Origin of the sequence: Tersicoccus sp. Bi-70 (assembly GCF_001968825.1) — a bacterium.
Classification (GTDB): Bacteria; Actinomycetota; Actinomycetes; order Actinomycetales; family Micrococcaceae; genus Tersicoccus.
In genome coordinates, this window is sequence record NZ_MIEU01000016.1 from 89,580 (window position 1) to 114,721 (window position 25,142).

Genomic DNA, 25,142 nt, shown 5'->3' on the forward strand with positions numbered 1-25,142 from the left:
TTCGGACATCAATCGACGAACTGTGGCCGGATCAGAGGCCGAACGTCTCGGTGTCCTCGAAGGGACCGACGACGACGGTGCTGCGGGGGCCGGAAGCGAGCGTGCGTGCCAGCGCGGTGACCTGGGCCGGCGTCACCCGCTGCACCCGGTCGAGCGACTCGTCCAGGTCGATGAACCGGCCGTGCACCAGCTCGGCGCGGCCCAACCGCGACATCCGCGAGGCGGTGTCCTCGAGCCCGAGCACCAGCCCGCCGCGCAGCTGCCCCTTGGCCCGATCGAGTTCCTCGGCGTCGAGCCCGTGGTCGGCCAGGCGGCCCAGTTCGGACTCCAGCAGCCCGAGCACCTCCGGGACCCGTGCCGGGGAACAGCCGGCGTAGAGGCCGACGTATCCGGCATCGGCGTAGCCGGCGGCGAACGAGTAGGTCGAGTACGCCAGGCCGCGCTTCTCGCGGATCTCCTGGAAGAGGCGGGAGGACATGCCGCCGCCGAGCGCGGCGTTGAGCACGCTGAGGGCGAAGCGCCGGTCGTCGGTCGCGTTCAGCCCCCCGGTGCCGAGAATGATGTTGGCCTGCTCGACCGGGCGCTGCACCACCTGCAGCGCGGTTTCCGGGGTAATGACGGCCGCGGTCTCGGACCGGCGGTCCACCGGCACGGCGTCCGGGTCCAGTTCCCAGCCGGAGCGGCGCAGCGCCTCGAGGACCAGCCCGCACACGGCGTCGTGGTCGAGGCTGCCGGCGGCGGTGACGACCAGCTCGTCCGGCCGGTAGTAGCGCTGGTAGTGGGCGGACACGGACTCCCGGCCGACGCTGCGGATGATCTCCGGCGTGCCGCCGATGGGACGGCCCAGCGCGTGGTCCCCGAGGACCGCCGCGGCGAAGCGCTCGTGCGCGACGTCGGCGGGGTCGTCGCTGGCCATCGCCAGCTCCTCGAGGATCACGGTGCGCTCCTGCTCGAGTTCTTCCGCGTCCAGCGACGCCGAGGTGACCATGTCGGCCATCGTGGCGATCGCCATCGGCAGGTGCTCGTCGAGCACGTGCGCGTAGTAGCAGGTGCTCTCCTTCGCCGTCGCCGCGTTGGACTCCCCGCCGACGGCGTCGAACGCCGAGGCGATGTCCAGGGCGGAGCGCGTCGGGGTGCCCTTGAAGAGCAGGTGCTCGAGGAAGTGGGTGGATCCGTATTCGCCGGCCGCCTCGTCACGGGATCCGACCGCGATCCAGAAGCCGACGGTGACGGCGCGCTGCCCGGGCATCGCCTCGGTCAGCACCCGGACCCCGCCGGGCAGCACGGAGCGCCGCACGGGCGAGTCGGGGGCGGCCGGCCAGCCGGGGGCCGTGGTCGAGGCGGTGGTCATGCGTCGCTCCTTCGATGGACGAGCGGGGTGGGCGGGAGCGTTCTCCCGCGGAAAGACGGCAGGAGGCCCGCCGCACGTGGCGGCGGACCTCCTTTCGGTGCCTGGTCGGACGGTGCCGGTCAGGCGGTGTCCCGGAGCCCGGGACGGGCGGATCAGCCCTCGGCCGGAGCCTCGGCGTGCGCCCGCTCGCCGGCGTCGCCGGAGCCGGTGTCCGCGTCGTCGTCGACCACGGGAGAGAGCGAGAGCTTGCCCCGGTCGTCGACCTTGGTGATCTCGACCTGGACCTTCTGGCCCACACCCACGACGTCGTCGACGTTGTCGACCCGCTTGCCACCGGCGAGCTTGCGCAGCTCGGAGATGTGCAGCAGGCCGTCCTTGCCCGGCGTCAGCGAGACGAACGCGCCGAAGGTCGTGGTCTTGACCACGGTGCCCAGGTAGCGCTCCCCCACCTCGGGGACCTGCGGGTTGGCGATCGCGTTGATCGCCGACCGTGCGGCCTCCGCGGACGGGCCGTCGGTGGCGCCGATGTACACGGTGCCGTCGTCCTCGATGGAGATGTCCGTGCCGGTGTCGTCCTGGATCTGGTTGATCATCTTGCCCTTGGGCCCGATGACCTCGCCGATCTTGTCGACCGGGACGCGGACGCTGATCACGCGGGGCGCGAACTCGCTCATCTCGTCCGGGCCGTCGATGGCGGCGGCCAGCACTCCGAGGATGTGCAGGCGGGCCTCGCGGGCCTGCTTCAGCGCCGCGGCCAGCACGGAGGCCGGGATGCCGTCGAGCTTGGTGTCCAGCTGGATGGCGGTGACGAACTCGCTCGTGCCGGCGACCTTGAAGTCCATGTCGCCGAACGCGTCCTCGGCGCCGAGGATGTCGGTCAGGGCCGCGTAGCGGGTCTCCCCGTCGACCTCGTCGGAGACCAGGCCCATGGCGATGCCGGCCACCGGGGCGCGCAGCGGCACACCGGCGTTGAGCAGCGACAGGGTCGAGGCGCACACGGAGCCCATCGACGTCGAGCCGTTGGAGCCCAGCGCCTCCGAGACCTGACGGATCGCGTAGGGGAACTCCTCACGCGTCGGCAGGATCGGCACGATCGCCCGCTCGGCGAGCGCGCCGTGACCGATCTCGCGCCGCTTGGGCGAGCCGACCCGGCCGGTCTCACCGACGGAGAACGGCGGGAAGTTGTAGTTGTGCATGTACCGCTTGTGCTTGACGGGCGACAGCGAGTCGATCTGCTGCTCCATCTTGAGCATGTTCAGCGTGGTGACACCCAGGATCTGGGTCTCGCCGCGCTCGAAGATTGCGGAACCGTGCACGCGCGGCAGCACCTCGACCTCGGCGGTCAGGCTGCGGATGTCGGTCAGGCCGCGGCCGTCGATGCGGACCTGCTCGCGCAGGATCCGCTGGCGGACGACCTTCTTGGTCACGGCGTTGAACGCGCCGGCGACCTCCTTGCCACGACCCGCGAACTGCGCGCCCTCACCGGCGAGCCGGTCGACGGTCGACTTCAGCAGGGCGTCGGACGCGGCCTCGCGCTCCTGCTTGGCGGCGATGGCGAAGACGCGGCCGATCTCGTCGGACGCCTCGGCGGCGACGACGTCGTAGACGTCCTGCTCGTAGTCCTTGAAGACCGGCAGCTCGATCGCGGGCTTCTGCGCGCGGCCGGCCAGGTCGGACTGCGCGTCGCACAGGGCGCGGATGAACGGCTTGGCCGCCTCCAGACCCTCGGCGACGGTCTCCTCGGTCGGAGCCGGGGCGCCCTGCTCCTTGATCAGCGTCCAGGCGTTGTCGGTCGCCTCGGCCTCGACCATCATGATGGCGACGTCGTCGCCGGCGCCGCCGGAAACGATCCTGCCCGCCACGACCATCGAGAACACGGCGTTCTCGAGCTCGGAGTGCTTCGGGAACGCGACCCACTGGGCGCCGCCGTTGCCGTCGGTCACCAGCGCCACGCGGACGCCGCCGATCGGGCCGGAGAACGGGGCACCGGTCAGCTGGGTGGACATGGACGCGGCGTTGATGGCCACGGCGTCGTACAGCTCGTCCGGGTTGACGGACATGACCGTGATGACGACCTGGACCTCGTTGCGCAGGCCCTTGGTGAAGGCGGGGCGCAGGGGGCGGTCGATCAGGCGGCAGGCCAGGATCGCGTCCGTGCTGGGACGGCCCTCACGCCGGAAGAAGGAGCCGGGGATGCGGCCGGCGGCGTACATCCGCTCCTCCACGTCCACGGTCAGGGGGAAGAAGTCGAAGCCCTCGCGCGGCGACTTGCCGATCGCGGTGGCGGACAGCATCGACGTGTCGTCATCGATGTAGACCATCGCCGCACCGGCGGCCTGCTGGGCCAGCCGGCCGGTCTCGAATCGGACCGTGCGCTTGCCGAAGCGGCCGTTGTCGATGACGGCCTCGGCGTACTTGATCTCGGGACCCTCCATGAAGAAGGTCACCTCCGTTTCTGTGATCGTGGCCGCGCCTCCGCACCGCGCGGAGCTCCGCGCGGGTGGCAACCGGTCTTCGATCGAGATCCCCGGGGCGGTTCCGCGTCGCAGAGGACGAGGCGCCCGGAGATCACTACCGAGGACCGCAGCTGCCGTCGGGGGCGCTGGCCGGGATTGTTCGGATTCCCGCTCCCTCACTCATCGGCGTCGATGGCCGATGGTGCAGGAACAGGAAAGACGGCCGACACCGGTCCCCGCCCGGCGGATCGACCGCCGGTCCGGGCACGTGGGTGTCCAGCCGCCTTCCAGTGTATCGGTGCGGGTGCGCTCAGCGGCGCAGGCCGAGCCGTTCGATCAGGGACCGGTACCGGGTGATGTCGGTGTCGTGCAGGTAGGTCAGCAGCCGGCGACGGCGGCCGACCAGGGCCATCAGACCGCGACGGGTGTGGTGGTCGTGCTTGTGCACCTTCAGGTGTTCGGTCAGGTCCCGGATCCGCTGGGACAGCAGGGCCACCTGGACCTCGGGCGAACCGGTGTCGCCCTCGCCGGTGGCGTAGTCGGACATGATCTGCTGCTTCGTGGCGGCATCGAGTGCCATGGGTAACTCCTTCGAGTCAGTACCGTGTCAGTGCGGTGCCGTCGCGAGGACGGCGAGGGAACGGCAACCACGGACTGCAGCCGGACCTAGCGAACGAGTCTATCAGCACCGTGGACAGGTCGCGTGCCGCCGTCTACCCTGTGTGCTGTTCAGCGAACCCGCCGGGTCGGTGGGGGTGCGCGCGGCCCGGTCCGTCCCGGGTGCGCCAGGTCCGCTGCGGGGGGACCACCGGGCTCGACGCCGGGTCTCCACGCCCACTCGCATCGGAGTCACCATGCGCCGAACACTCATCTCGCTGTGCACCGCCCTCGCCCTGACCCTCACCGGAGCCGCCGCGGCCGGACCCGCCCAGGCGGCCGCCCGCGGACCCGCCCCGGGCACCCCGACACCCATCACGGGGGCCGACCTCGTCACGCCGCTCTCCGTCGCCGCGGGGCGCGGTTCGTCCGTCCTGTTCACGCAGAACTTCGCCGGGCTGCTCAACCGCACGGACGCGCGCGGCAACGTCACCACGGTGTACCGGACGAGCACGCCCGGCGCCGAGGTCGGTGCCGTCTCCTACCGGTTCGGGACCACGTTCTTCGCCGAGAACACGGGCGCCGGCCCGGACCCGGCACCGAACACCGGTCTGATCCGCTCGATCTCGCGCGGCGGCACCGTCCGGACCCTCGCCGACGTGGCGGCGTACGAGGCGCGGGTCAACCCGGACGGCGGCGTCCGGTACGGGTTCCGCGACCTGCCCGCCTCCTGCCTCGCGCAGGTGCCGGCAGAGGTCCCGGGCTCCTACCTCGGGGAGGCGGACTCGCATCCCTACGCCACCGAACCCACCGCACACGAGGTGTTCGTCGCCGACGCCGGGGGCAACGACGTCGTCGGCGTCGACCGGCGCACGGGCCGGGTCCGGACGGTCGCGGTGCTGCCGCCGTCGGTCACGCACGTCACCGCGCAGGCCGCGCAGGCGACGGGCCTGCCGGCGTGCACCGTGGGGCACGACTACTACTTCGAGCCGGTGCCGACGGACGTGCGGCGGGGCTGGGACGGCTGGATGTACGTCTCGACGCTGCCGGGCGGGCCGGAGGATCCCTCGCTGGGCGCCCGTGGCGCCGTCTACCGGGTGAACCCGTCGAACGGCCGGGTGCAGCTCGTCGCCGGCGGGCTGGCCTCGCCCACCGGCCTCGCCTTCAGCGCCCGCGGCGACCTGTACGTGGCGGAGCTGTTCGGGAACCGGGTGTCGGTCATCCCCCGCGGCTCGCACACGGCGCGTCCGTTCCTGTCGGTCCCGCTGCCGGCCGACGTGTCGGTCAAGGGCTGCACGCTGTACGTGGCGACGAATGCGCTGCCTGGCGACAACGCGCCGCCGGCGGGTCAGATCGTCCGGGTCAGCCTCGCGGGCGAACGGCGCGGTTCCGTCGGCCCCAACCAGGACGCCGACTGAGCCGGCGACGGCCGGCCGAGGAGGCCGCCTGAGCGACCGGGCGCCCGGTCACGCCCGCTGGGGATGACCGGGCGTCGGCGCGCCCTGGAGCACGGTTCGCGTGGTCTCGATGTCCAGGCGCATCTGCTCGATCAGCGCCTCGACCCCGGTGTAGGCGACCATGCCGCGGAGCAGCTCGATGAACTCGACGGCCACGCGCTGACCGTAGAGGTCGAAGACGTTCACGTCCTCCCCCGCCGGCCGGTCGATCACGTGCGCCTCCACCTGCCGGCTCACGCCCTCGAACGTCGGGTTGGAGCCCACCGAGATGGCCGCGGGCCAGCGGTCGCCGCGTTCGTCGATCAACCAGCCCGCGTAGACGCCGTCGGCCGGGATGTAGCCCACCGCGTCGGGGGCCAGGTTCGCCGTCGGGAAGCCGAGGGCCCGGCCGCGGGCCGCTCCGTGCACCACCAGTCCCCGCATGCGGTGGGGGCGGCCGAGGACGGTGGCGGCGGTGCGCACGTCGCCCGCGTCGAGCGCCTCGCGGATCCAGGTGGACGATCCGCGCCGTTCCTGGCCCGGGTCGTCCGGATCGCCGGCGCCGAACTGGTACTCCTCGATCACGGTCACGGCGAAGCCGTGGGCGGCGCCGAGCCGCTCCATCTCCTGCCGGTCCCCGGCGTTGTCCCGGCCCCAGCGCACGTCGTGGCCGACGACGACGGCCCCGGCCCCCAGCGCGTCCAGGAAGACGTCGGTGATGAAGTCCTCGGCGGTGCTGCGGGCCAGCTCCGCGGTGTAGTGCATGACGAGCACGGCGTCGACGCCGAGCTCGGCGAGGGCCTCGAGCCGGTCGTCCAGCCCCATGATGAGGGTCGGGGCGCTCTCGGGCCGGTGCACGGTGGCCGGGTGCGGGTCGAAGGTGACGACGACCGCGGGTACGGACCGCTGCCGGGCCTGCCGCACGAGTTCGGCGATCACCTGCTGGTGACCGCGGTGGACACCGTCGAAGTTGCCGATCGTCACCACGCTGGGTCCGAACCCGGCGGGCACCTCGGCGACATCAGGGAAGTACTGCACGCGTCTCCATCTCCTCGGGCGCCGCACCGGAATCGGCGGCGCCACCATGAACGGCCGGCGGTCAGCGGCCGGAGGCCAGCGACCGCTTCAGCTCGACGGTCTTGGTGATCCAGCGGTGCCACACGAGCAGGGCCGCCGGGAAGGCCAGCTCGATGATCATCAACACGATCATCAGCCAGTGCGGGGTGCCGCCGACGATGGCCCACGAGATCACGCGGCCGACACCGCCGAAGAACACCATCATGCACACGAGCCACAGCACCTCGACCCACCGGAACTTCACGGCGATCGCGATGAACGCGGCACCGACGCCGATCTCGACCGCGGCGAAGAACCGGAACTGGCTCTCGAGGGTGGGGTCGAAGGGGCCGCTCGGGGCGTCCGGCAGTCCGTGGGTGCCGGCGATGAGGAAGTAGGCGCCGACCGCGGCGAGTACGACGCCGACGGCGATGACGACGGCGCGGAACGTGCCCCAGTCCGAGCCGGGGCGCGGCTCTGCCGGGGCCTTGCCGGCACGGCCCGGCTTCGCGGATCGGTCGGACTTCCCCGCCCGGTCGGCGTTGCCCGTTCCGCCCGTGGTGCCGGTGTCGCCGGGTCTCCCGGTGCCGGCGGTGCCAGTGCCGGCGGTGCCGGCGCGATCCTGCCCCGGGCGACCGGCGGCCGGAGCCGACGGCGCCCGGTCCGTGCCCGCGGGCTGCGCGGACCGACCGGCGCCCCGCTCGGGTTCGTCGGCGGGTCCAGGACGGTTCGGGATCTGGGTCACGGGAGGTGCCTCGATTCGTGGTGGCTGACGCGACGGGGGTCCGGCGGCTGCCTTCTCAGTTTCTCACGCGCCCGGCGTCGCGATCGTGCCGCCGTCGTCGATGGTGAGGCTGAGCAGCCACACGTCCACGGGCTCGCCCCGCAGGGCGGCGAAGGCGGGCAGTTCGGCCCGGAACGTGAACCCGAGCCTGCGCGCCAGCGCCACGCTCGGCTCGTTCCCGACGAAGGCGTGCCAGTAGAGCGTGCGCAGGCCGAGACCCTCGACGGCGTAGTCGATCACCAGCCGGCACGCGGCCGTACCGATGCCGCGGCCCCGCGCCGCCGGTCCGAGATTGATGCCGACGTCGGCCGTGGTGGCGCGGAAGGCGTGCAGGCCCACGGTGCCGAGCAGCGTGTCGTCGGCCGGGTCGGCCACCGCGAAGACGTGGCTGCTGCCGGTCCGCCATCCGTCCGGCACGGTGTGGTTCAGGTACGTCAGGGCGTCGTCGGCGGTGTAGTCGAGCGGGACGGGGATGAAGCGGCGCGCCTGCTCGTCGCGGCAGTTGTCGACGAGGGCGGGCACGTCATCCTCCCGCAGCGGCCGCAGCCGCACGGTCTCGCCCTCGATCAGCGGGGCCACCGGCGGCAGTTCGGGCACCGGCGGGAGCTCAGACACCCGCGTCGTCCCGTCGCCCGGGCCGCGACCGGACGCCCCGGCCCGGCCGGTTCCGGTACAGCCACCACAGGCCGACGATCGGGAGCACGAGCGGGACGAAGCCGTAGCCGCGACCGAACACGGACCAGACCGTGTCGTGCGGCAGGGTGGTCGGGTCCAGCACCGAGAGCAGCCCGACGACGATCACGCCGGCGAGTTCGATGCCGACCGCGACGACGGCCGCCGTCCAGGAGCCGGGCCGGCGGGAGGCCAGGCACACGGTCGCGACGAGGTAGACCACCGCGGCGAACGCGGAGAGCAAGTACGCCAGCGGCGCGTCGGCGAACTTGGTGGCGATCTGGAACGCGGCACGCGCGGAGGCGGCGAGGGCGAAGATCGCGTAGACGGCGATGATCAGGCGGCCGGGGCCGGACGCCTTCGCGACGGAGGGTCTCTCGTTCACAGGCCGGCCTGTCCTTCCCAGATCTGCAGCATGCGGGCCATCATGACGAACACCGTGACGCCGACGGCGGCGAGCACCAGGGTGCTCCAGCGGGTCCGCTCGACCAGCGACCAGTACACCGCCGCGGGCGGGATCAGGGCGGCCGTGACCAGGTAGCCCCCGAACTCCCAGGCGGCACCGCGCGGACCGGCGCCCGTCGCGGAGCCGATGATCGCGGCGACGACGACGATCAGCAGCACCACCTCGACGGCGAGCACCGAGAACACCGTGAGGTTCTCCGGGATGCGGCCACGGATCCCCTCGACCAGGCAGACGACGGTCGAGAACAGCGCCACCACGGTGGTCAGCCAGAACAGGACGCTCATGCCGGGCGGGGCCCGTCGGCGGGGGTCCCGGTCTCGGTCGGGGTCGCCGATTCGTCGCGCGCCGCGGGTTCGGCGGGGGTCACGGGCTCGGTCGCGGGCTCGGCGGGGGTCGCGGACGCCGGGCGCGCTGTCGTCTCCGGGGTCACCAGGACGAGCGCCGGGCGGGCGGATCGGCCGTCGTCCTGCAGCACCGCGGCGAGGCTGCCGTCCTCGGCGCGGGCCGCGACGGTGCCCTGCTGCGGCCCCGCGGCGAGCCGGCGGCCGAAGGCGAGCTCGGCGAGTTCGGCGGCGTCGACGGTGCGGCTGGGCAGCACGGCCGCGGCGGCGTCACCGGCGTCGATCAGGTGCGGGCCGGTGGCACGCTCGTGCGGGACCGGCCGGTCCTGCCGGTCCTGCCGGTCCTGCCCGTCCTGCCGGTCCTTCTCGTCCTGCTTGTCCCGCTCCAGCTGCTCCAGCGTCACGGCGTCCTCGATCCGGAACGGACCGACCGCAAGGCGGCGCAACCGCGTCAGGTGTCCCCCGGTGCCGAGCGCCGCGCCGAGGTCGCGCGCGAGTGCCCGCACGTACGTGCCCGAGGAGCAGTCGACCTCGACGTCGACGTCGAGCACGGCGACCGCGCGACCGTCTCCGGTGCCGGCGGTCGCTCCACGGATCGCCTCGATCGTGAAGCGGGAGACGGTGATCGGCCGTGCGGCGAGGGTGACGTCCTCGCCGTCACGCACCCGCTTGTAGGCGCGCTGGCCGTCGACCCTGATGGCGCTGACGGCGCTCGGCACCTGCTCGATGTCCCCGGTCAGGGCGGCCACGCCCTTGCGGACCGCGGCCTCGGTGATCCCGGCGGCTCCGGCGGAGGCGGTCACCTCGCCCTCGGCGTCGTCGGTCACGGTCGCCTGCCCGAGCCGGATGGTCGCGCTGTAGGTCTTGGGGACGCCGACGACGTAGGTCAGCAGCTTGGTGGCCCGGTTGATGCCGAGCACGAGGACGCCGGTCGCCATCGGGTCCAGGGTGCCGGCGTGCCCGACCCGTCGGGTGCCCGCGATGCGGCGCATCCGTCCGACGACGTCGTGGCTGGTCCAGCCGGCCGGCTTGTCCACGAGGACGAATCCGTCGCGGGTCTCGCGAGGGTCTCCGGGCGCTGGCACGCAGACGATCCTACCTCCCGCGGTCGGGCGCCGGCCCCGCCCTAGACTGGCGGCATGCCCGAGCTGGCCCCGCACGTCCGCACCGTTCCGACCAACCAGATCCGCGAGATCACGCAGGCCGCCTGGAGCCTCGGGGACGCCGTCGTCCTCTCCATCGGCGAGCCGGGATTCCCCACCGACGAGCACGTGCTGCGGGCCGCGATCGAGACCTACGAGCGGGACGAGACGTTCTACACGCCCAACGCCGGGCTGCCCGCGCTGCGCCAGGCGCTCGCGGACCGGGTCAACGCCCAGCAGGGGCTCAGCCTGGACGCCTCGCGGGTCTACGTGGTCACGGGCGCACAGCAGGGCCTGCACCTGGCGATGAGCCTGACGCTGGACGTCGGCGACGAGGTGCTGGTGCCGGACCCCGGGTACCCGACGTTCACCATGACGGCGTCCCTCGTGCACGCCGTTCCCGTGACCTACCGGCTGCGGCCCGAGGACGGGTTCGCGCCGCGGGTCGAGGACCTGGAGGCGCTCGTGACGCCACGGACGCGGGCGATCGTGCTCAACTCCCCGTCCAACCCGCTCGGCGCCGTGTTCGACCCGCCGACGGTGCGGTCGCTGATGGACTTCGCGGCCGCGCACGACCTGTGGGTGATCTCCGACGAGTGCTACGAGGCCTTCACCTACGACGGCGTCGAGCACGTCAGCCCGCTGCGGTACGACACCGACCACCGGGTGATCGTCTCGCACACCCTCTCCAAGACCTACGGGCTGACCGGGCTGCGGATCGGGGCCCTGGTCATCCCGCCGGGCATGGCGACGCTGATCGACCCGGTGATGGAGGCGATCGTCTCCTGCGTCAATCCGGCGGTGCAGCACGCCGCGGTCGCGGCCCTGACCGGGCCCCAGCACTACATCGAGACCGCACGCACCCACTACCGGTCCAACCGGGACACCGCGCAGCGGCTGGTGGGCGAGAAGGGCTACCCGTACCTGCCCGCCGAGGGCGCCTTCTACCTGTGGGTGGACGTGAGCGCCGTCAGCGGCGGCGACATGCGGGCGTGGTGCCACCGGCTGCTCGCCGAGCGCCGCGTCGCCCTCGCGCCGGGCACCGCCTTCGGCCCCAGCGGTGAGGGGTGGGTGCGGGTCGCCCTGTGCGGGTCGACGGAGGACCTCGTCGAGGGCCTCTCCCGCCTCCCGACCCCCTGAGGATTCCCTCCACGACGACGCCAGCTCGCCAAGAGATGTCCCATCGAGCCCGGGATCGGGCCCGGATGGAGCATCTACTGACGAGCTGGCGGCAGGATCGTGCGGAGGATCAGCGGTCGAGATCCTCGAGGTCGTCGTCCTCGGCCGGCTTGCGGTAAGGATCCTCCTCCCCCGCGTAGGCGGCACCGGAGGCCTGGGCGGCCAGCTCGGCGTCGCGTTCGCGGGCGGTGCGCAGGAGATCCTCGACGTGGGACGCGTTGACCGGGACCTCGTCGGCGACGAACGTCAGGGTCGGCGTCAGCCGGGCGGTGATGTTCTTCCCGACCTCGGCACGCAGGACGCCCTTGGCGGACTCGAGCGCGGCCCGGGTGGACACCTGCTGCTCCTCCTCACCGAAGACGGTGTAGTAGAGCGTGGCGTGCTGCAGGTCGTTCGTGACCCGGCAGTCGGTGATCGTGATGAAACCGAGCCGGGGGTCCTTGACCCGCCGTTCCAGCGCCTGCGCGACGATGACCTTGATCCGGTCGCCGAGCCGGGCGGCCCGTGCTGCGTCGGCCATGGTGTTCTCTCTCTTTCGTGGTGGTGCCGGAGGGGGACGGACGACGGCGCACCGTTCCCGCACCGGTGAGGTGCCGGGCACGATGCGCCGTCGGATCGAGCACGATCAGACGCGCGGCTTCTCGCGCATCTCGAAGGTCTCGATGGTGTCCTCTTCGCGGATGTCGTTGAACGAACCCAGGCCAATACCGCACTCGAAGCCGTCGCGGACCTCGGTGGCGTCGTCCTTGAACCGTCGCAGCGACTCGATGGTGAGGTTGTCGCCGACCACCGTGCCGCCGCGCAGCACGCGGGCCTTGGTGTTGCGGCGGATGATCCCGCTGCGCACCAGGGAACCGGCGATGTTGCCGAACTTGGAGGAGCGGAACACCTCGCGCACCTCGGCGGTACCGAGCTGCACCTCCTCGTACTCCGGCTTGAGCATGCCCTTGAGGGCCAGCTCGATGTCGTCGATCGCGGCGTAGATGACCGAGTAGAAGCGCATGTCGACGCCCTCGCGCTCCGCCAGTTCGGCGACGCGCTCGGCCGGCTTGACGTTGAACCCGATGATGATCGCGCTGTCCACGGTCGCCAGGTTGACGTCGTTCTGCGTGATCGCACCGACACCGCGGTGGATGACGCGCAGCTGCACGTCGTCGTCGCCCACATCGATCTTGAGCAGCGCATCCTCCAGCGCCTCCACGGCACCGGACACGTCCCCCTTGAGGATGAGGTTGAGGGTGTCGATCTTGCCCTCGGCCACGGCCTTGTCGAAGTCCTCGAGGCTGATGCGCTTGCGGCGCTTGGCCAGCTGGGCGTTGCGCTCGGCGGCCTCCCGCTTCTCGGCGATCTGCCGGGCGGTGCGCTCGTCGTCGGTGACCAGGAAGCTGTCACCGGCGCGGGGCACCGAGGAGAGGCCCAGCACCTGGACCGGCCGCGACGGCGTCGCCGCCTCGACCTGCTCGCCGTCGTCGCCGAACATCGCCCGGACACGGCCGTGGGCCGTACCGGCGACGATGGTGTCGCCGACGTGCAGGGTGCCGGAGTTGACCAGGACGGTCGCGACCGCACCACGGCCACGGTCGAGGTTGGCCTCGATCGCGACGCCGCGGGCGTCCTTGTCCGGGTTGGCCCGCAGGTCCAGCGCCGCGTCCGCGGTGAGCAGGACGGCCTCGAGCAGCGAGTCGATGTTCAGGTTCTGCCGGGCGGAGACGTCGACGAACATGGTGTCGCCGCCGTACTCCTCGGGCACCAGACCGTACTCGGTGAGCTGACCGCGGATCTTGTCCGGGTTCGCGCCCTCCTTGTCGATCTTGTTGACGGCGACGACGATCGGCACACCGGCGGCCTGGGCGTGGTTGAGCGCCTCGACCGTCTGCGGCATCACGCCGTCGTCCGCGGCCACGACCAGCACCGCGATGTCGGTGACCTTCGCACCACGGGCACGCATGGCGGTGAACGCCTCGTGACCCGGGGTGTCGATGAAGGTGATGGCCCGGTCGATGCCCTCGTGCTCGTGGTGCACCTGGTACGCGCCGATGTGCTGGGTGATGCCGCCGGACTCGCCGGAGACGACGTCCGAGTGACGGATCGCGTCCAGCAGGCGGGTCTTGCCGTGGTCGACGTGACCCATGACGGTGACCACCGGCGGACGGGCCTGCAGCTCGTCGTCGCCCTCGGCCTCGAGCTCGGCGTCCAGGTCGATGTCGAAGGAGTCGAGCAGCTCGCGCTCCTCGTCCTCCGGCGACACGATCTCGATCTTGTAGCCGAGCTCGTCACCGAGCAGCGCAAAGGTGTCCTCGTCCAGGGACTGGGTGGCCGTGGCCATCTCGCCCAGGTGGAAGAGCACCGTCACCAGCGACGCGGGGTTCGCATCGATCTTCTCGGCGAAGTCGGTCAGCGAGGCGCCGCGGCGCAGGCGCAGGATGGTGTTGCCATCACCCCGGCGGACGGAGACGCCGCCGACCGAGGGAGCCTGCATCTGCTCCAGCTCGGCGCGCTTCGCCCGCTTCGACTTGCGCTGCTTGCCGCGGTTGGCGCCGCCCTTGCCGAAGGCACCCTGGGTGCCGCCACGACCGCGACCGCCCTTGCCGAAGCCACCGCCGGCGGGACCCGAACCGGGACCGCCTCCGGGGCCGCGACGCGGACCGGCACCGGCTCCGGCGCCGGGACGACCGGCCGCACCCGGACGCTCGGCGGAGCGCTTGGGCATCATGGCCGGATTGGGACGCGCACCGCCGGGACCGCCGGTACCACCGGGACGCGGAGCGCCCGGTCGGGGACCACCGGTACCACCCGGGCGCGGAGCACCCGGACGGGGACCACCGGCACCGGCCGGCGGACGCGGGCCCGCCGCACCGGCGGCGCCGCTGCGGCTGCCACCGGGACGCGGCATGCCCTGGGAGGGCGCGAACGGGTTGTTGCCCGGTCGGCCGCCCTGGCGGGGCATGCCCTGCGAGGGGGCGAAGGGGTTGTTGCCCGGACGAGCGCCGGGGCGGGGGCCGGGCTTCTGGCCCGGTGCGGGCGCCTGGCTCCGGGCGTCGTCGCGGCTGCCGCCGTCGCGCGGCGCGGCCTCGCGGGCGGGAGTCTCCGGCTTGGGGCCGGGACGGGCGCTGGACGGCGTGGCCGACGACGTCGGGCGCGCCGGGGCGCTCTCCGCGGCCGGAGCGGCCTCGGTGCGCTGCGGGGCGGGCGACGAGGCCGCCGGAGCGGTCTCGGTCGTGGGGGTGGCGGCCGCGGGGGCCGGAGTCTCGGCGGGCGCGGACGGCGTTGCCGGGGCGGCGGGACCGGGACGGGGCCCGGAGGGGCCGGGCCGAGCGGACCCGCGGGACGCGGTGTTGCCGGCGCCGGCGGACGGCTTCGCCGCACCACCGTTGCTGGCAGCGGCACCGTTACCGGCGGCGGGTGCCGACGGGTAGGCCGAGCGCAGCTTGCGCGCGACCGGGGGTTCGATGGTCGACGACGCCGACCGGACGAATTCCCCCAGTTCCTGCAGCTTGGCGAGGGCGTCCTTCGACGTGATGTTGAGCTCCTTGGCGAGCTCGTGAACGCGGACCTTGGCCACATTTCTCCTGTCTCGGTCCGCGCCGGACAGGGGCCGGACCGTCTATTCCGTACTGCCGCTTCCGTTGCGCGAGGCGCGGGCGGCGGCGGTGAGAGAGCACAGTGATGCACTCATCGGGAGGCACTCATCGGGTTTCCATCAGTGTTCTGACCCGCTTTCAGGTTGACGGTCGTCTCGGGACGGGTGATGACCCGGGACGTGCTGTGCGATCCAGGACTCGACGTCGGAGGCGTCGACCGCGGCCCGGAAGGCCCGATCGAACGCCCGACGCGAGAGCGCCCGTTGCAGGCACTGAGGCTCGGGATGGAGCCACGCCCCGCGACCGGGCAGGCGGCGCCGCGCATCCACCTGCAGTCGAGGACTGGAGATAGAGGGACGGACCACACGCACGAGCAGCTGCTGGGAGTCCCGCTGACGGCAACCGACGCAGGTGCGCACGGGGCCGTCACGGTGTTCCCAACCGTTCAAGTCTAGCTCCTGTTCCCGCCGCGCCACGAACGGGGGCGTGTCAGCGGGAGCCTGACGAGCCGTCGGCCGTCGCGTCGACGCTCCCGGAGGTCCGACCGGCGGCGGTGCCGGCCGCGTCGCGGGCCGCCGCGGCGTCGGAGGCGATGTCGATGTGCCAGCCGGTGAGCTTGGAGGCGAGCCGCACGTTCTGCCCCTCCTTGCCGATGGCGAGGGAGAGCTGGAACTCGGGGACGACGACCTTCGCCGACCGGTTGCCCGCGTCGACGATGGTCACCGAGGTGACGCGCGACGGGGAGAGCGCGTGGGCGATGAAGATCGCGGGGTCGTCCGCCCAGTCGACGATGTCGATCTTCTCCCCGGAGAGCTCGCTCATGACGGCCCGGACGCGGGAGCCCATCTCACCGATGCACGCGCCCTTGGCGTTGACGCCCGGCACGCGCGCGGCGACGGCCATCTTGGTGCGGTGCCCGGCCTCGCGGGCCAGCGCGGTGATCTCGACGCTACCGTCCGCGATCTCGGGCACCTCGAGCTCGAAGAGCTTGCGCACCAGGCCCGGGTGTGAGCGGGAGAGCGTGATCGAGGGGCCCTTCATGCCGCGGTGGACGTCGACGACGAACGCGCGGATGCGGTTGCCGTGCCGGTAGTCCTCCCCCGGCACCTGCTCCGGCGGCGGGAGGACGCCCTCAACGGAGCCGAGATCGACCTGCACCATGTGGGCGCTGCGGCCCTGCTGGATGAGGCCCGAGACGAGCTCGCCCTCCTTGGCGCGGAACTCGCCGACCACGGCGTCGTCCTCGACGTCGCGCAGCCGCTGCAGGATGATCTGGCGGGCCGTACTGGCCGCGATCCGCCCGAAACCGGCCGGGGTGTCGTCGTACTCGCCGACCGTGTTGCCCTCGTCGTCGGTCTCCACCGCGTAGATGGTGACGTGACCCGACTTGCGGTCCAGTTCGGCGCGGGCCTGGTGGGTGTGGCCGGTGCCCTTCTGGTAGGCGACCAGCAGGGCCTGCTCGATCGCCGGGATCAGCCGGTCCAGCGGGATCTCCCGCTCCTGCTCGAGGAGTCGCAGAGCGCTCATGTCGATGTCCATGTCAGGCCTCCTCGTCCTCGACGGTGTCGTGCTGGTCGGTGTCGTACTGGTCAGTGTCGTGCTCGTCGGTCTCGTGCTCGTCGCCCGGGGAGGTGAACTCGACCTGGACGCGGGCGGAGGTGACCGTGTCGTAGAGGACCCAGACGGGCTCCCCGTCCTTCGGCTTCGTGCCCTTGGGGCCCTCATGGCGCGGGACGATCGTCGCCTCCGTCTCGTCCGCCTCGGTGAGGCGGCCCAGCAGCGTCGCCCCGGACGTGGTCACGACGGTGACCAGGCGTCCGCGGGAACGGCGCCAGTGGCGGGGTTCGGTGAGCTTGCGCTCGGCGCCCGGCGAGGACACCTCGAGATTGACCGGCCCGGGCACGACGTCGGGGTCCTCGTCGAGGGCGTCGGAGAGGCGGCGGGCCAGCTCGGCGACCTCGTCCAGCCCGAGCGACCCGGTGCGGTCCTCCGGCAGGTCGACGATGACGCTGAGGGTGCGCAGGGCGGCCGGGCCGTGCACGCGGACCTGTTCGAGGAACAGGCCGGCCTCGGCGACCAGCGGCGCGAAGAGTGCCTCGACGCTGCCGGTGTCGACCGCCGCCGGCTGCGGGTTCCGCCGGGGCAACGGCGCCTGCTTCTGGCCGGACCTGGCCGCCATCATGACCTCCTGCTACGTGGTTGTGCTCCAGCCTAACGACATTACCGTGTCCCGGCGCGGCCACGGGACACGCACTCGCGCACCCGTGCGGGCACGGGCGGACAGGCCCGGCGTGGCAGGATCGACAGTCATGGGAGCACGCGACCGGGCCGGGTCACCGACGCCGTCCCGGGGCTCCCGGAAACGGCCCTGGCTGCTGGTGGTCGCGGGCGTGGCGCTGTTCGCGCTCGTCGCGGTGTTCAGCGCCGCCGTCGTGCGGCCCCTCCTGATGCCCGGCACCCCGGGCTCCCCCACGCGCATCCAGGCGGAGAACGCCCGCCGAGCCGCCTCCACCGCCCTGGCGCGGCTGGACGACGACGTCCGGGTGCTGCTGCGCCGTGGCGGCACGACACCGACGGTGCGGACCGACCTGGCCGGCATCGCCGCGGCGATCACCGTGCAGCGACGCCTGCTGGCCGGCGACGACGGTCCGCCCCCGGGTGCGGCAACGGCGACGGGTGGTGGCGCACCCGGTGCCCTTCCGACGAGTGACGGTGCCGCGGGTGGCGACCCGACGACGACGGGTGCGGCCCGTGCCGTTCCGTCCGGTGCAGGTCCGTCCGGTGCAGGTCCGTCCGGCAGTGTTCCGTCCGGCAGCGGCGGATCGGGAGCCGCGTCGGCGGCGACCGCGCGGCCGGTCACCGCGGCGACGGTGGCGCGGGACCTGCAGGATGCCGGGGTCCGCAGCCTGACGGATGCGGCCGTCCTCGGCTCCCCCGCACCGGCCTCTGCCGCATCGACCTCTGCCACCTCGGCATCGGCGGCCACCGGCGGCGGGACCTCCGGTTCGCTCCGCGGTGATGCGGCGACGGGTCCGGCAACGACTCCCCCGGTGCCCGCCTCCACCGCGGCTTCGTCCGCGTCGTCCTCCCTGCCCTCCTCCACCTCGTCGTCCTCCGACGCGGCATCGACGAGCGCGTGGTCGACCGCGCCGGAGGGCGGAATGGCCCGGGTGCTCGCCGCGACGGGCGCCGCGCAGGTGCAGTGGGCCGACCGGCTCGCCCGCAGCGCCGGCATCGCCCTGTCCGACGCGACGTCTCGGATCCGGTCGGGCATCCCGGCGGACCAACCGTCGTCCTGCCCGAGTCCGGCCAGCGGCACCTCCCGTTCGTCGACGGGCTCCCCGTCGATCGGCGCCACGCCCGGCTCGCCGTCGCCGACCTCGTCATCGCCTCGCAGCTCCAGCCCGTCCCCGTCCCCGTCCCCGTCCTCAACAGCGTCGACCGCGGTCCCGGGGCCGGCCGAGGCGCTCTCCCGGGTCGCGCTCGCCGAACAGCGCGCCGCCTACACGTGGGAGGTGCTGCGGGCTCGCACCGACGACGGCCTCCCGGCGGCCACCGCGGCGGAACACGCGCACCGCACTCGACTGGCGGTCGTGACCGGATTCGCTCGGGATCACTGCCGGGCCGTCGAGCCCGAGCGGCCGGCGTTCCCGGTCGACCGCACCGTCCTCGACCAGCCGACGCGGGCAACGGCGGCGACCGCCCGGCTCGAGCAGGACACCGTTCTGGCGTGGGGCGATGTGATCGCGTTCAGCGACGCCGCGCTGCGGGCCCGCGCGGTGCCGCTGCTCCTGGACGCCGCACGCGCCCGGACCGCCGTCACGGGCAGCATCGCGCCCGCGCCCGGCCTCGCCGACAGCCTCCTGCCGGCACCCACCACGTCGTCCACGACACCCGGCTCGACCTCCTCTTGCCCGACGACGACCGGCCCCGCCTCGTCGACGACCCGCTGAGCGTCTTCGCCAGCTCGACACGCCGGACGACACCACCCTGTCCCCCGACACGCCGTCGACGACCGGGACAGGACGCTCTATCCCGACGTCACCCGGCATGTCGTGGGACCGGGTGCGAATCGACCCACCGCATCGAGCCTGGTCCGCCGCGCCGGTGAGGCCAGCCCAACCTTGCTGGCGGGATCGCCGCGCCGGGTGTTTGATGCCGTCATGGACCAGCCACAGTCTCGCCTCCACGACCGCGACGAACCGCACGCCGCCTCCGGGCTCTCCCAGCGCCTGAACCGGCTCCGCGCCGGGGTGCTCGGCGCCAATGACGGCATCGTCTCCGTGGCCGCCGTCGTCGTCGGCGTCGCGACGGTCACCACCGAGCCGGGCCCGATCCTCGTCGCCGGCGCCGCGGCCGTGATCGGTGGCGCCGTGTCCATGGCGCTCGGCGAGTACGTCTCCGTCAGCAGCCAGCGGGACACCGAGCAGGCCCTCATCGCCAAGGAGACCGCCGAGCTGCGGGACGACCCCGAGGGCGAGCTCGCGGAGCTCACCGAGCTGTACCGGGAGCGGGGCCTGCGCGAGGAGACCGCCCGCCAGGTCGCCATCGAGCTGACCGAGAAGGACGCGCTCAGCGCCCACCTCTCCATGGAGCTGAACATCGACCAGGACGACGTGGTCAGCCCCTGGCACGCCGCGACCGCCTCCTTCGGGGCGTTCCTCGTCGGTGCGCTGCTGCCGATGATCGCCGTCCTGCTGCCGCCGGCCGGCTGGCGGGTGCCGGTCACCATGGTCGTGACGCTCATCGCCCTCGCGATCACCGGCGTCGTCTCGGCGCGACTGGGTGACGCCCCGGTGCTGCGGGCGACGCTCCGGCTCGTCATCGGCGGCGCCCTGGCGCTCGCCGCGACGTTCCTCGTCGGGCAGCTGCTCGGCGTCTCCGGCGTCGGCTGACCGATCCGCGCGGTGCGCGGGAGGAGAGCCACCAGCGAGGGGCCGGCAGCACGCCGGCCCCTCGCTGTCTCTTGATGCGTCGGTGCCTCAGCGCCTCAGGTCCCCGAGGATGTCGGAGCCGAGCTTGAGCACGAGCAACCCGACGACGACGAGGAAGACGACCCGGATGAACCGGCTCCCGCGGGCGACGGCGGTGCGGGCCCCGAGGTAGCCGCCCACCATGTTGGCCGCACCGAGGATGAGGCCGAGCCCCCACAGCACCGAGCCGTGCGGGACGAAGAACAGCAGGGCACCGATGTTGGTGGCGACGTTGACGATCTTCGCCTTGGCGCTGGCCTGCAGGAAGGCGTAGCCAAGCACGGTGACGAGCGCGATCACCAGGAACGAGCCGGTGCCGGGGCCGAGCAGCCCGTCATAGAAGCCGATGACGGCGCCGATCAGGGCGGCCAGGCCGTGGTGGCGCCGGCCCTCGTGACGCAACTGCGTGACCTGGCCGGCGTCGGGCTTGAGGGCCGTGAACACCGCGACGGCGATCAGGGCGACGAGGATGACGGGCTTGAACACCTGCTGCGGCAGGCTGGCCGCGACGATCGCCCCGCCCAGGCTGCCCACCAGGGCGAATCCCGCCATCGGCAGCGCGGTGCGCAGGTCAGGGCGGACCCGGCGGTAGTACATCACCGCGCTCGTCGAGGTGCCGAACACCGAGCCCATCTTGTTGGTCGCGAGCGCCTGCACGGGCGTGATCCCGGGCACGAGCAGCATCGCGGGAAGCTGCAGCAGCCCTCCCCCGCCGACGACGGCGTCCACCCACCCGGCGGCGAGGCCGGCGACCACCACCATGATGATGACGGCGGGGTCGGCGGCCTCCAGGCCGGTGATCACGAGAGGGTCGTCAGGGGCGAGGAGGTCATGACCGCGCGGTCAGCGGACCCGCTCACGAGCCGGCGACGACGCCGCGCAGGTGCTCGACCGCCTCGGCGAGCGGCACGTCGGTGCTCTCGCCGGTGGCGCGGTCCTTGACCTCCACGACCCCGTCGACGAGGCCACGCCCGACCACCACGGTCGTCGGCACGCCCAGCAGTTCCGCGTCGCCGAACTTGACCCCCGGGGAGGTGCGCGGCCGGTCGTCGTAGACGACGTCCAGGCCGGCGGACTCGAGGTCGGCGGCCAGCTGCGCGGCGGCGGCGAAGATCTCCTCGCCCTTGCCGGTGGCCATCACGTGGACGTCGAACGGGGCGACGTTGCGCGGCCAGGCAAGGCCCTTCTCGTCGTGATACGCCTCGGCGAGGGCGGCGACGGCGCGACTGACACCGATGCCGTAGGAGCCCATCGTCACGATCACGCGCTTGCCGTTGGCGTCGAGGACCTGCAGGTCCAGGGCCTCGGCGTACTTGCGGCCGAGCTGGAAGATGTGACCCATCTCGATGCCGCGGGCCAGCTCCAGCGGGCCGGAGCCGTCGGGCGCCTGGTCCCCGGCACGGACCTCGCTCGCCTCGATCACGCCGTCGGCGGCGAAGTCGCGGCCGGCGGTCAGGTCGAACACGTGCCGGCCGGCCTGGTTGGCCCCGGTGATCCACCGGGTGCCGTCGACGACCCGCGGGTCCAGCAGGTAGGTCAGGCCGGTGCGGGAGCGGGTGCCGAGCACGGGGGCGTCCAGCGCCACGCCGGGCCCGATGTAGCCCTTGACCAGGCCCGGGTTGGCGGCCAGGTCCGCCTCGCTGGCGGCCTCGACGGCCACCTCGCCGGTCACGCCGAGGTGCTCCCCGACCGTGGCCTCGACGCGCTTGAGGTCGACGGCGCGGTCGCCGGGCAGTCCGATGACGACGATGCGGCGCTCCCCCGTCGGCAGGGTCACGGCGATGACGACATTCTTCAGCGTGTCCGCCGCGGTCCACGGGCGGTCCTCGCGGGGGAAGTGGGCGTTCGCCTCGGCCACCAGGGTGTCGATGGTCGGGGTGTCCGGGGTGTCCTCGATGTGCGCGTCGGGAACGCCGGACGCGTCCACGGACGCCGGCGCCACCGTGGTGACGGCCTCGACGTTCGCGGCGTACCCGCCGGCCGAGCGGACGAACGTGTCCTCGCCGACCTCGGTGGGGTGCAGGAACTCCTCGCTGCGGGAGCCGCCCATGGCCCCCGAGACCGCGTTGACGGCGACGACCTCCAGCCCGAGGCGCGCGAAGATCCGCAGGTAGGCGCCGCGGTGCGCGTCGTAGGCGCGCTGCAGACCCTCGTCGTCGGCGTCGAAGGAGTACGAGTCCTTCATGATGAACTCGCGGCCGCGCAGCAGCCCCGCGCGGGGACGCGCTTCGTCGCGGTACTTGGTCTGGATCTGGTACAGGTACACCGGCAGGTCCTTGTAGGACGTGTACATGTCCTTGACCAGGAGGGTGAACATCTCCTCATGGGTGGGCGCGAGCAGATAGTCGGCGTCGCGGCGGTCCTTCAGGCGGAACAGGTTCTCGCCGTACTCCGTCCACCGGTTGGTCACCTCGTAGGGCTCCCGCGGCAGCAGCGCCGGGAAGTGCACCTCCTGGCCGCCGATCGCGTTCATCTCCTCGCGCACGATCGCCTCGACCCTGCCCAGCACCTTCAGCCCCAGCGGCAGCCACGAGTAGATCCCCGGGGCGGCGCGGCGGATGTAGCCGGCGCGGACCAGCAGCCGGTGGCTGGCGACGTCGGCGTCGGCGGGGTCCTCGCGCAGCGTGCGGAGGAAGAGCTGGGTGAGGCGGGTGACCACGGGGGCGGGATCCGTTTCTCGTCGGAGGAGTGGGCGGCCGAAGGCCGTGTGCAGTCTAACGGCCCGCGTGCCGCTCCCCTCGCGCCGGTGGACCGCGTCCGCGCGCCGCATCAGCCGGTCGACAGGCTCTGCCTGTTTCGTGACGGATCGTGACCGGCGGTCAACCGGCGGGGGTGATGGTCAGGAGCGCCGGGAACGCCGCGGTGAACGCATGACCGACGACATCTCGCGGCGGGGTCAGTCGGCCAGCGGTTCCTCGGCCAGGGCGGCCACCCTCGGGTCCGCCTTCACTCCGAGCACGCGGCTGGCGGCCACGTTCGCGCGTGCGGCGGCGACCGCCTCACGGTGGGTGAGAATTGCCCGGTCCTCGGCGGTGCGGGCCACGGTGGTGTCGCTGGACCGGCGGCGCCGGGCGCGACCGAAGGACGAGGCCCCTGCCGCCGGGTTGATCAGTGCCATCGTTGATTCCCTCCTGATGCTCGAGTCTACGCCGGGCCGTCGGTTCCGTCACCGGGGTGCTCGTCCAGGTACGCGGAGAGCCGGGCGCCCGACAACTCGAGGACTCCTTGCACCAGGGACTTGTCCGCAGCGTCCGTGTGCGCCTCGTCCTGCACGATCGAGGCGAGGGTCAGCCACGCGACGACACCGGCGTCGGGGTCGTCGCCGAGCAGCAGGTCGAACGCCCACTGGACCCGCCGCCACGTCTCGGCCTTGTCCGCGGCAGCCCGGGTCACCTCGGCCTGACGCCGCGCGCCCCGGTACGCGATCACGGCGCCGACGACGGCCGCCAGACCACCGGCCAGTGCCGCCACCCCAGCGAAGCCCGGTGTCTGCGCCCACGGGATGAGCCAGGAGCCGACCCACGGCCAGAACGGGGTCGGCGCGAGGGCCACGAGGGCACCCGTCGACGCGATCACCAGCACGCTCAGCACGCCGAGAAGCACGAGGGAGCGCCCGATGATCCGGGCTGCCTCATCATGCTCGTCCATCCATAGATTCTCGATCATCGCGGCCGTCGAGCGGCTCCGCCCCGCCGGTGGAGCCGAATCCGCCAGCACCGGGCACGCTCCCCTGCGTCACCGGCGCGAGCGTTCTCAGCCGAGGTGCCGCAGATATCGCTCGGGGCCGTCCAGGAACCGCCGCCAGTGCTGCACGAGGTCCCGTCGCGCGGAGACGCGCACGTGCCACGACGCGTCCGCCCAGCCGCCGCCGCGCAGGGAGCGGTACTCCCCGTACCGGGCGGGATCGGCGTAGTCCCAGCACCACTCCCACACGTTCCCGAGCATGTCGTGGAGCCCGAAGCCGTTGGGCACCTTGCGGCCCACGGGCTGCGGACCGTCGACGTCGTCGGCCAGGTCGCCGTAGGTCGGACCGCCGGTGCCGGCACGGCACGCGAACTCCCACTCGGCCGCCGTCGGCAGGCGGTAGCCGGTCGATGAGACGTCCCACCTGACCGTCCGGCGCTCCACCACGTACGCGTGCGGCAGCCCCGCCGCCGCCGACGCCAGATTGCACCAGTGGATCGCGGCGAACCACGTGACGCCGGACCAGGGCCGCTCCCCGTCGGCACCGGTGACCGGGGTACGGGCGAGCGAGAAGGACTCCAGCGTCACGTCCGTGTGGGTGGACCGGCGCGCGTCGTGCAGGCGCACCTCGCCGACGGGAAGGGGGATCATCGGCGGGACGCGAGTCACGGAGCGCCCTCGAGCCCGCCGGCGGGCTCGTTCATCGCCGCGAGCTGGATCAGGTTGCCGCACGTGTCGTCGAGGACGGCCGTGGTCACCGGGCCATGGTTCACCGGCTCCTGGGTGAAGACGACGCCGAGGCCGCGCAGCCGCTCGTATTCCGCCGCGACGTCGGCGACCCCGAAGCTGGTGAAGGGGATGCCGTCGGCGACCAGTGCCTCCCGGAACGGCCCGACCGCGGGGTGCTCGGCCGGCTCGAGGGAGATCTGCACGCCGTCGGGGAACTCCGGCGAGGACACGGTCAGCCAGCGGTGCGGCCCGCTGAGCGGGACGTCCTGCTGCGGGACGAACCCGAGCGTGCCGGTGTAGAAGTCGAGCGCGGCCTGCTGGTCGTCGACGAAGATGCTCATGGTGCTGATGATCACGACTGCTCCTCGGTGATTCGGGGGTGGTCAGCCTGCCGCGGCAGCCGGTCGAGCCAGTCACGGACGGGCGTGAGCGCCTCCGCGTGCAGGTGATGGATGGTGGTGCGGCCGCGGGTGGTGACGGTGAGCACCCCGGCCTCTCTCAGGACGCCGACGTGCTTGGCCACGGCCTGCCGGGTCAACGCGAGACCGTGCCGCTCGAGCAGCCGGACGGTCAGCTCGAACAGCGTCTGGTCGTTCCGTTCCGCCAGTTCCCCGATCAGCGCGCGTCGCGCGGGATGGGAGATGGCGGCGAACCCGTCGTCCATCCGGCCAGTATAGGCAACGCAGAGGTTGCGC

General features: G+C 72.8%; 25 protein-coding genes. 4 read left to right on the top strand and 21 right to left on the bottom strand.

Translation table 11 applies throughout. The annotated features are described in order from the left end of the window. Positions 1–31: 31 nt before the first annotated feature. The 3 genes from BGP79_RS13025 to rpsO all read right to left on the bottom strand — a co-directional run bounded on the left by BGP79_RS13025 (position 32) and on the right by rpsO (position 4,387). Positions 32–1,351: a pitrilysin family protein gene (locus BGP79_RS13025; protein ID WP_076696219.1), complete on the bottom strand. Its 1,320-nt coding sequence runs from the start codon at positions 1,349–1,351 to the stop codon at positions 32–34. Between the two features lie 152 nt (positions 1,352–1,503). Next, positions 1,504–3,786: a polyribonucleotide nucleotidyltransferase gene (locus tag BGP79_RS13030; RefSeq protein ID WP_076696973.1), complete on the bottom strand. Its 2,283-nt coding sequence runs from the start codon at positions 3,784–3,786 to the stop codon at positions 1,504–1,506. Positions 3,787–4,117: 331 nt separating this feature from the next. Then, positions 4,118–4,387 carry a 30S ribosomal protein S15 gene (rpsO, locus tag BGP79_RS13035; protein WP_076696221.1) on the bottom strand — a complete coding sequence of 90 codons (270 nt, stop codon included), beginning with the start codon at positions 4,385–4,387 and terminating at the stop codon, positions 4,118–4,120. A 274-nt stretch (positions 4,388–4,661) separates the two neighbouring features. Here rpsO and BGP79_RS13040 point away from each other — a divergent pair, with 274 nt between their 5' ends. Then, positions 4,662–5,822 (top strand): ScyD/ScyE family protein, encoded by a 1,161-nt coding sequence (locus BGP79_RS13040; RefSeq protein WP_076696223.1) that lies wholly within the window; start codon positions 4,662–4,664, stop codon positions 5,820–5,822. Positions 5,823–5,870: 48 nt separating this feature from the next. On the opposite strand, the gene BGP79_RS13045 is transcribed toward BGP79_RS13040, so the two are convergent. From BGP79_RS13045 to truB, 6 genes are all read right to left on the bottom strand, one after another. After that, on the bottom strand, positions 5,871–6,878 hold the full coding sequence (locus BGP79_RS13045; protein WP_233121523.1) for a bifunctional riboflavin kinase/FAD synthetase: 1,008 nt from the start codon (positions 6,876–6,878) through the stop codon (positions 5,871–5,873). Positions 6,879–6,939: 61 nt separating this feature from the next. Further along, positions 6,940–7,641 carry a DUF4345 domain-containing protein gene (locus BGP79_RS16215; protein WP_143588423.1) on the bottom strand — a complete coding sequence of 234 codons (702 nt, stop codon included), beginning with the start codon at positions 7,639–7,641 and terminating at the stop codon, positions 6,940–6,942. A 63-nt stretch (positions 7,642–7,704) separates the two neighbouring features. Then, positions 7,705–8,295, bottom strand: a complete 591-nt coding sequence (locus BGP79_RS13055; RefSeq protein ID WP_076696227.1) for a GNAT family N-acetyltransferase — start codon at positions 8,293–8,295, stop codon at positions 7,705–7,707. Further along, positions 8,288–8,737 (bottom strand): hypothetical protein, encoded by a 450-nt coding sequence (locus BGP79_RS13060; RefSeq protein WP_198928486.1) that lies wholly within the window; start codon positions 8,735–8,737, stop codon positions 8,288–8,290. Before BGP79_RS13060 ends, BGP79_RS13055 begins: the two co-directional genes overlap by 8 nt. After that, positions 8,734–9,102: a hypothetical protein gene (locus BGP79_RS13065; protein ID WP_076696231.1), complete on the bottom strand. Its 369-nt coding sequence runs from the start codon at positions 9,100–9,102 to the stop codon at positions 8,734–8,736. The genes BGP79_RS13060 and BGP79_RS13065 overlap by 4 nt, the downstream gene beginning before the upstream one ends. Next, positions 9,099–10,244: a tRNA pseudouridine(55) synthase TruB gene (gene truB / locus BGP79_RS13070; protein WP_083701922.1), complete on the bottom strand. Its 1,146-nt coding sequence runs from the start codon at positions 10,242–10,244 to the stop codon at positions 9,099–9,101. The genes BGP79_RS13065 and truB overlap by 4 nt, the downstream gene beginning before the upstream one ends. Positions 10,245–10,298: 54 nt before the next feature. Here truB and BGP79_RS13075 point away from each other — a divergent pair, with 54 nt between their 5' ends. After that, on the top strand, positions 10,299–11,441 hold the full coding sequence (locus tag BGP79_RS13075) for a pyridoxal phosphate-dependent aminotransferase (RefSeq protein ID WP_076696234.1): 1,143 nt from the start codon (positions 10,299–10,301) through the stop codon (positions 11,439–11,441). Between the two features lie 109 nt (positions 11,442–11,550). Here the strand turns inward: BGP79_RS13075 and rbfA are convergent, their stop codons facing one another. The 5 genes from rbfA to rimP all read right to left on the bottom strand — a co-directional run bounded on the left by rbfA (position 11,551) and on the right by rimP (position 17,243). After that, entirely contained in the window at positions 11,551–12,000 is a 450-nt protein-coding gene (gene rbfA / locus BGP79_RS13080) for a 30S ribosome-binding factor RbfA (RefSeq protein ID WP_076696236.1), read from the bottom strand. Positions 12,001–12,105: 105 nt separating this feature from the next. Further along, positions 12,106–15,042, bottom strand: a complete 2,937-nt coding sequence (gene infB, locus BGP79_RS13085) for a translation initiation factor IF-2 (protein ID WP_076696238.1) — start codon at positions 15,040–15,042, stop codon at positions 12,106–12,108. 138 nt (positions 15,043–15,180) lie between these two features. Further along, positions 15,181–15,537: a YlxR family protein gene (locus BGP79_RS13090; RefSeq protein ID WP_083701923.1), complete on the bottom strand. Its 357-nt coding sequence runs from the start codon at positions 15,535–15,537 to the stop codon at positions 15,181–15,183. 13 nt (positions 15,538–15,550) lie between these two features. Then, the gene (gene nusA, locus BGP79_RS13095) at positions 15,551–16,600 is read right to left on the bottom strand and encodes a transcription termination factor NusA (RefSeq protein WP_083701924.1); all 1,050 of its coding nucleotides are present in this window, start codon (positions 16,598–16,600) and stop codon (positions 15,551–15,553) included. A gap of 1 nt (position 16,601) precedes the next feature. Continuing rightward, positions 16,602–17,243 carry a ribosome maturation factor RimP gene (rimP, locus tag BGP79_RS13100; RefSeq protein ID WP_083701925.1) on the bottom strand — a complete coding sequence of 214 codons (642 nt, stop codon included), beginning with the start codon at positions 17,241–17,243 and terminating at the stop codon, positions 16,602–16,604. Between the two features lie 127 nt (positions 17,244–17,370). Between rimP and BGP79_RS13105 the strand changes: the two genes are divergently transcribed. Next, on the top strand, positions 17,371–19,014 hold the full coding sequence (locus tag BGP79_RS13105; protein WP_076696242.1) for a DUF4439 domain-containing protein: 1,644 nt from the start codon (positions 17,371–17,373) through the stop codon (positions 19,012–19,014). Positions 19,015–19,224: 210 nt separating this feature from the next. Beyond that, entirely contained in the window at positions 19,225–19,956 is a 732-nt protein-coding gene (locus tag BGP79_RS13110) for a VIT family protein (RefSeq protein WP_076696244.1), read from the top strand. Positions 19,957–20,043: 87 nt separating this feature from the next. Here the strand turns inward: BGP79_RS13110 and BGP79_RS13115 are convergent, their stop codons facing one another. The 7 genes from BGP79_RS13115 to BGP79_RS13145 all read right to left on the bottom strand — a co-directional run bounded on the left by BGP79_RS13115 (position 20,044) and on the right by BGP79_RS13145 (position 25,111). After that, the gene (locus BGP79_RS13115; protein WP_369800238.1) at positions 20,044–20,796 is read right to left on the bottom strand and encodes a sulfite exporter TauE/SafE family protein; all 753 of its coding nucleotides are present in this window, start codon (positions 20,794–20,796) and stop codon (positions 20,044–20,046) included. A gap of 94 nt (positions 20,797–20,890) precedes the next feature. Next, complete coding sequence (locus BGP79_RS13120; RefSeq protein ID WP_076696247.1) at positions 20,891–22,693, bottom strand: proline--tRNA ligase; 1,803 nt, start codon at positions 22,691–22,693, stop codon at positions 20,891–20,893. A 237-nt stretch (positions 22,694–22,930) separates the two neighbouring features. Beyond that, a complete protein-coding gene (locus BGP79_RS13125; RefSeq protein WP_076696249.1) occupies positions 22,931–23,152 on the bottom strand; it encodes a hypothetical protein in 222 nt (73 codons plus the stop codon). A 26-nt stretch (positions 23,153–23,178) separates the two neighbouring features. Continuing rightward, a complete protein-coding gene (locus BGP79_RS13130; protein ID WP_076696251.1) occupies positions 23,179–23,682 on the bottom strand; it encodes a hypothetical protein in 504 nt (167 codons plus the stop codon). Between the two features lie 105 nt (positions 23,683–23,787). Beyond that, the gene (locus BGP79_RS13135) at positions 23,788–24,369 is read right to left on the bottom strand and encodes an SUMF1/EgtB/PvdO family nonheme iron enzyme (protein WP_076696253.1); all 582 of its coding nucleotides are present in this window, start codon (positions 24,367–24,369) and stop codon (positions 23,788–23,790) included. Between the two features lie 14 nt (positions 24,370–24,383). Beyond that, the gene (locus tag BGP79_RS13140) at positions 24,384–24,803 is read right to left on the bottom strand and encodes a VOC family protein (RefSeq protein ID WP_304442064.1); all 420 of its coding nucleotides are present in this window, start codon (positions 24,801–24,803) and stop codon (positions 24,384–24,386) included. Next, positions 24,800–25,111 carry a helix-turn-helix transcriptional regulator gene (locus BGP79_RS13145; RefSeq protein ID WP_076696255.1) on the bottom strand — a complete coding sequence of 104 codons (312 nt, stop codon included), beginning with the start codon at positions 25,109–25,111 and terminating at the stop codon, positions 24,800–24,802. The genes BGP79_RS13140 and BGP79_RS13145 overlap by 4 nt, the downstream gene beginning before the upstream one ends. Between the last annotated feature and the right edge of the window lie 31 nt (positions 25,112–25,142).

Bases quoted from the DNA above. Each gene is read 5' to 3' on its own strand.
- BGP79_RS13030 (WP_076696973.1), bottom strand. From the start codon at position 3,786: ATGGAGGGTCCCGAGATCAAGTACGCCGAGGCCGTCATCGACAACGGC.
- rbfA (WP_076696236.1), bottom strand. From the start codon at position 12,000: ATGGCCGACGCAGCACGGGCCGCCCGGCTCGGCGACCGGATCAAGGTC.
- BGP79_RS13135 (WP_076696253.1), bottom strand. From the start codon at position 24,369: ATGATCCCCCTTCCCGTCGGCGAGGTGCGCCTGCACGACGCGCGCCGG.
- BGP79_RS13145 (WP_076696255.1), bottom strand. From the start codon at position 25,111: ATGGACGACGGGTTCGCCGCCATCTCCCATCCCGCGCGACGCGCGCTG.
- BGP79_RS13105 (WP_076696242.1), top strand. From the start codon at position 17,371: ATGGGAGCACGCGACCGGGCCGGGTCACCGACGCCGTCCCGGGGCTCC.
- rimP (WP_083701925.1), bottom strand. From the start codon at position 17,243: ATGATGGCGGCCAGGTCCGGCCAGAAGCAGGCGCCGTTGCCCCGGCGG.
- BGP79_RS13115 (WP_369800238.1), bottom strand. From the start codon at position 20,796: ATGGTGGTGGTCGCCGGCCTCGCCGCCGGGTGGGTGGACGCCGTCGTC.
- BGP79_RS13025 (WP_076696219.1), bottom strand. From the start codon at position 1,351: ATGACCACCGCCTCGACCACGGCCCCCGGCTGGCCGGCCGCCCCCGAC.
- BGP79_RS13075 (WP_076696234.1), top strand. From the start codon at position 10,299: ATGCCCGAGCTGGCCCCGCACGTCCGCACCGTTCCGACCAACCAGATC.
- BGP79_RS13040 (WP_076696223.1), top strand. From the start codon at position 4,662: ATGCGCCGAACACTCATCTCGCTGTGCACCGCCCTCGCCCTGACCCTC.
- BGP79_RS13110 (WP_076696244.1), top strand. From the start codon at position 19,225: ATGGACCAGCCACAGTCTCGCCTCCACGACCGCGACGAACCGCACGCC.
- BGP79_RS13130 (WP_076696251.1), bottom strand. From the start codon at position 23,682: ATGGACGAGCATGATGAGGCAGCCCGGATCATCGGGCGCTCCCTCGTG.
- BGP79_RS13125 (WP_076696249.1), bottom strand. From the start codon at position 23,152: ATGGCACTGATCAACCCGGCGGCAGGGGCCTCGTCCTTCGGTCGCGCC.
- BGP79_RS13065 (WP_076696231.1), bottom strand. From the start codon at position 9,102: ATGAGCGTCCTGTTCTGGCTGACCACCGTGGTGGCGCTGTTCTCGACC.
- nusA (WP_083701924.1), bottom strand. From the start codon at position 16,600: ATGGACATCGACATGAGCGCTCTGCGACTCCTCGAGCAGGAGCGGGAG.
- rpsO (WP_076696221.1), bottom strand. From the start codon at position 4,387: ATGGCACTCGATGCCGCCACGAAGCAGCAGATCATGTCCGACTACGCC.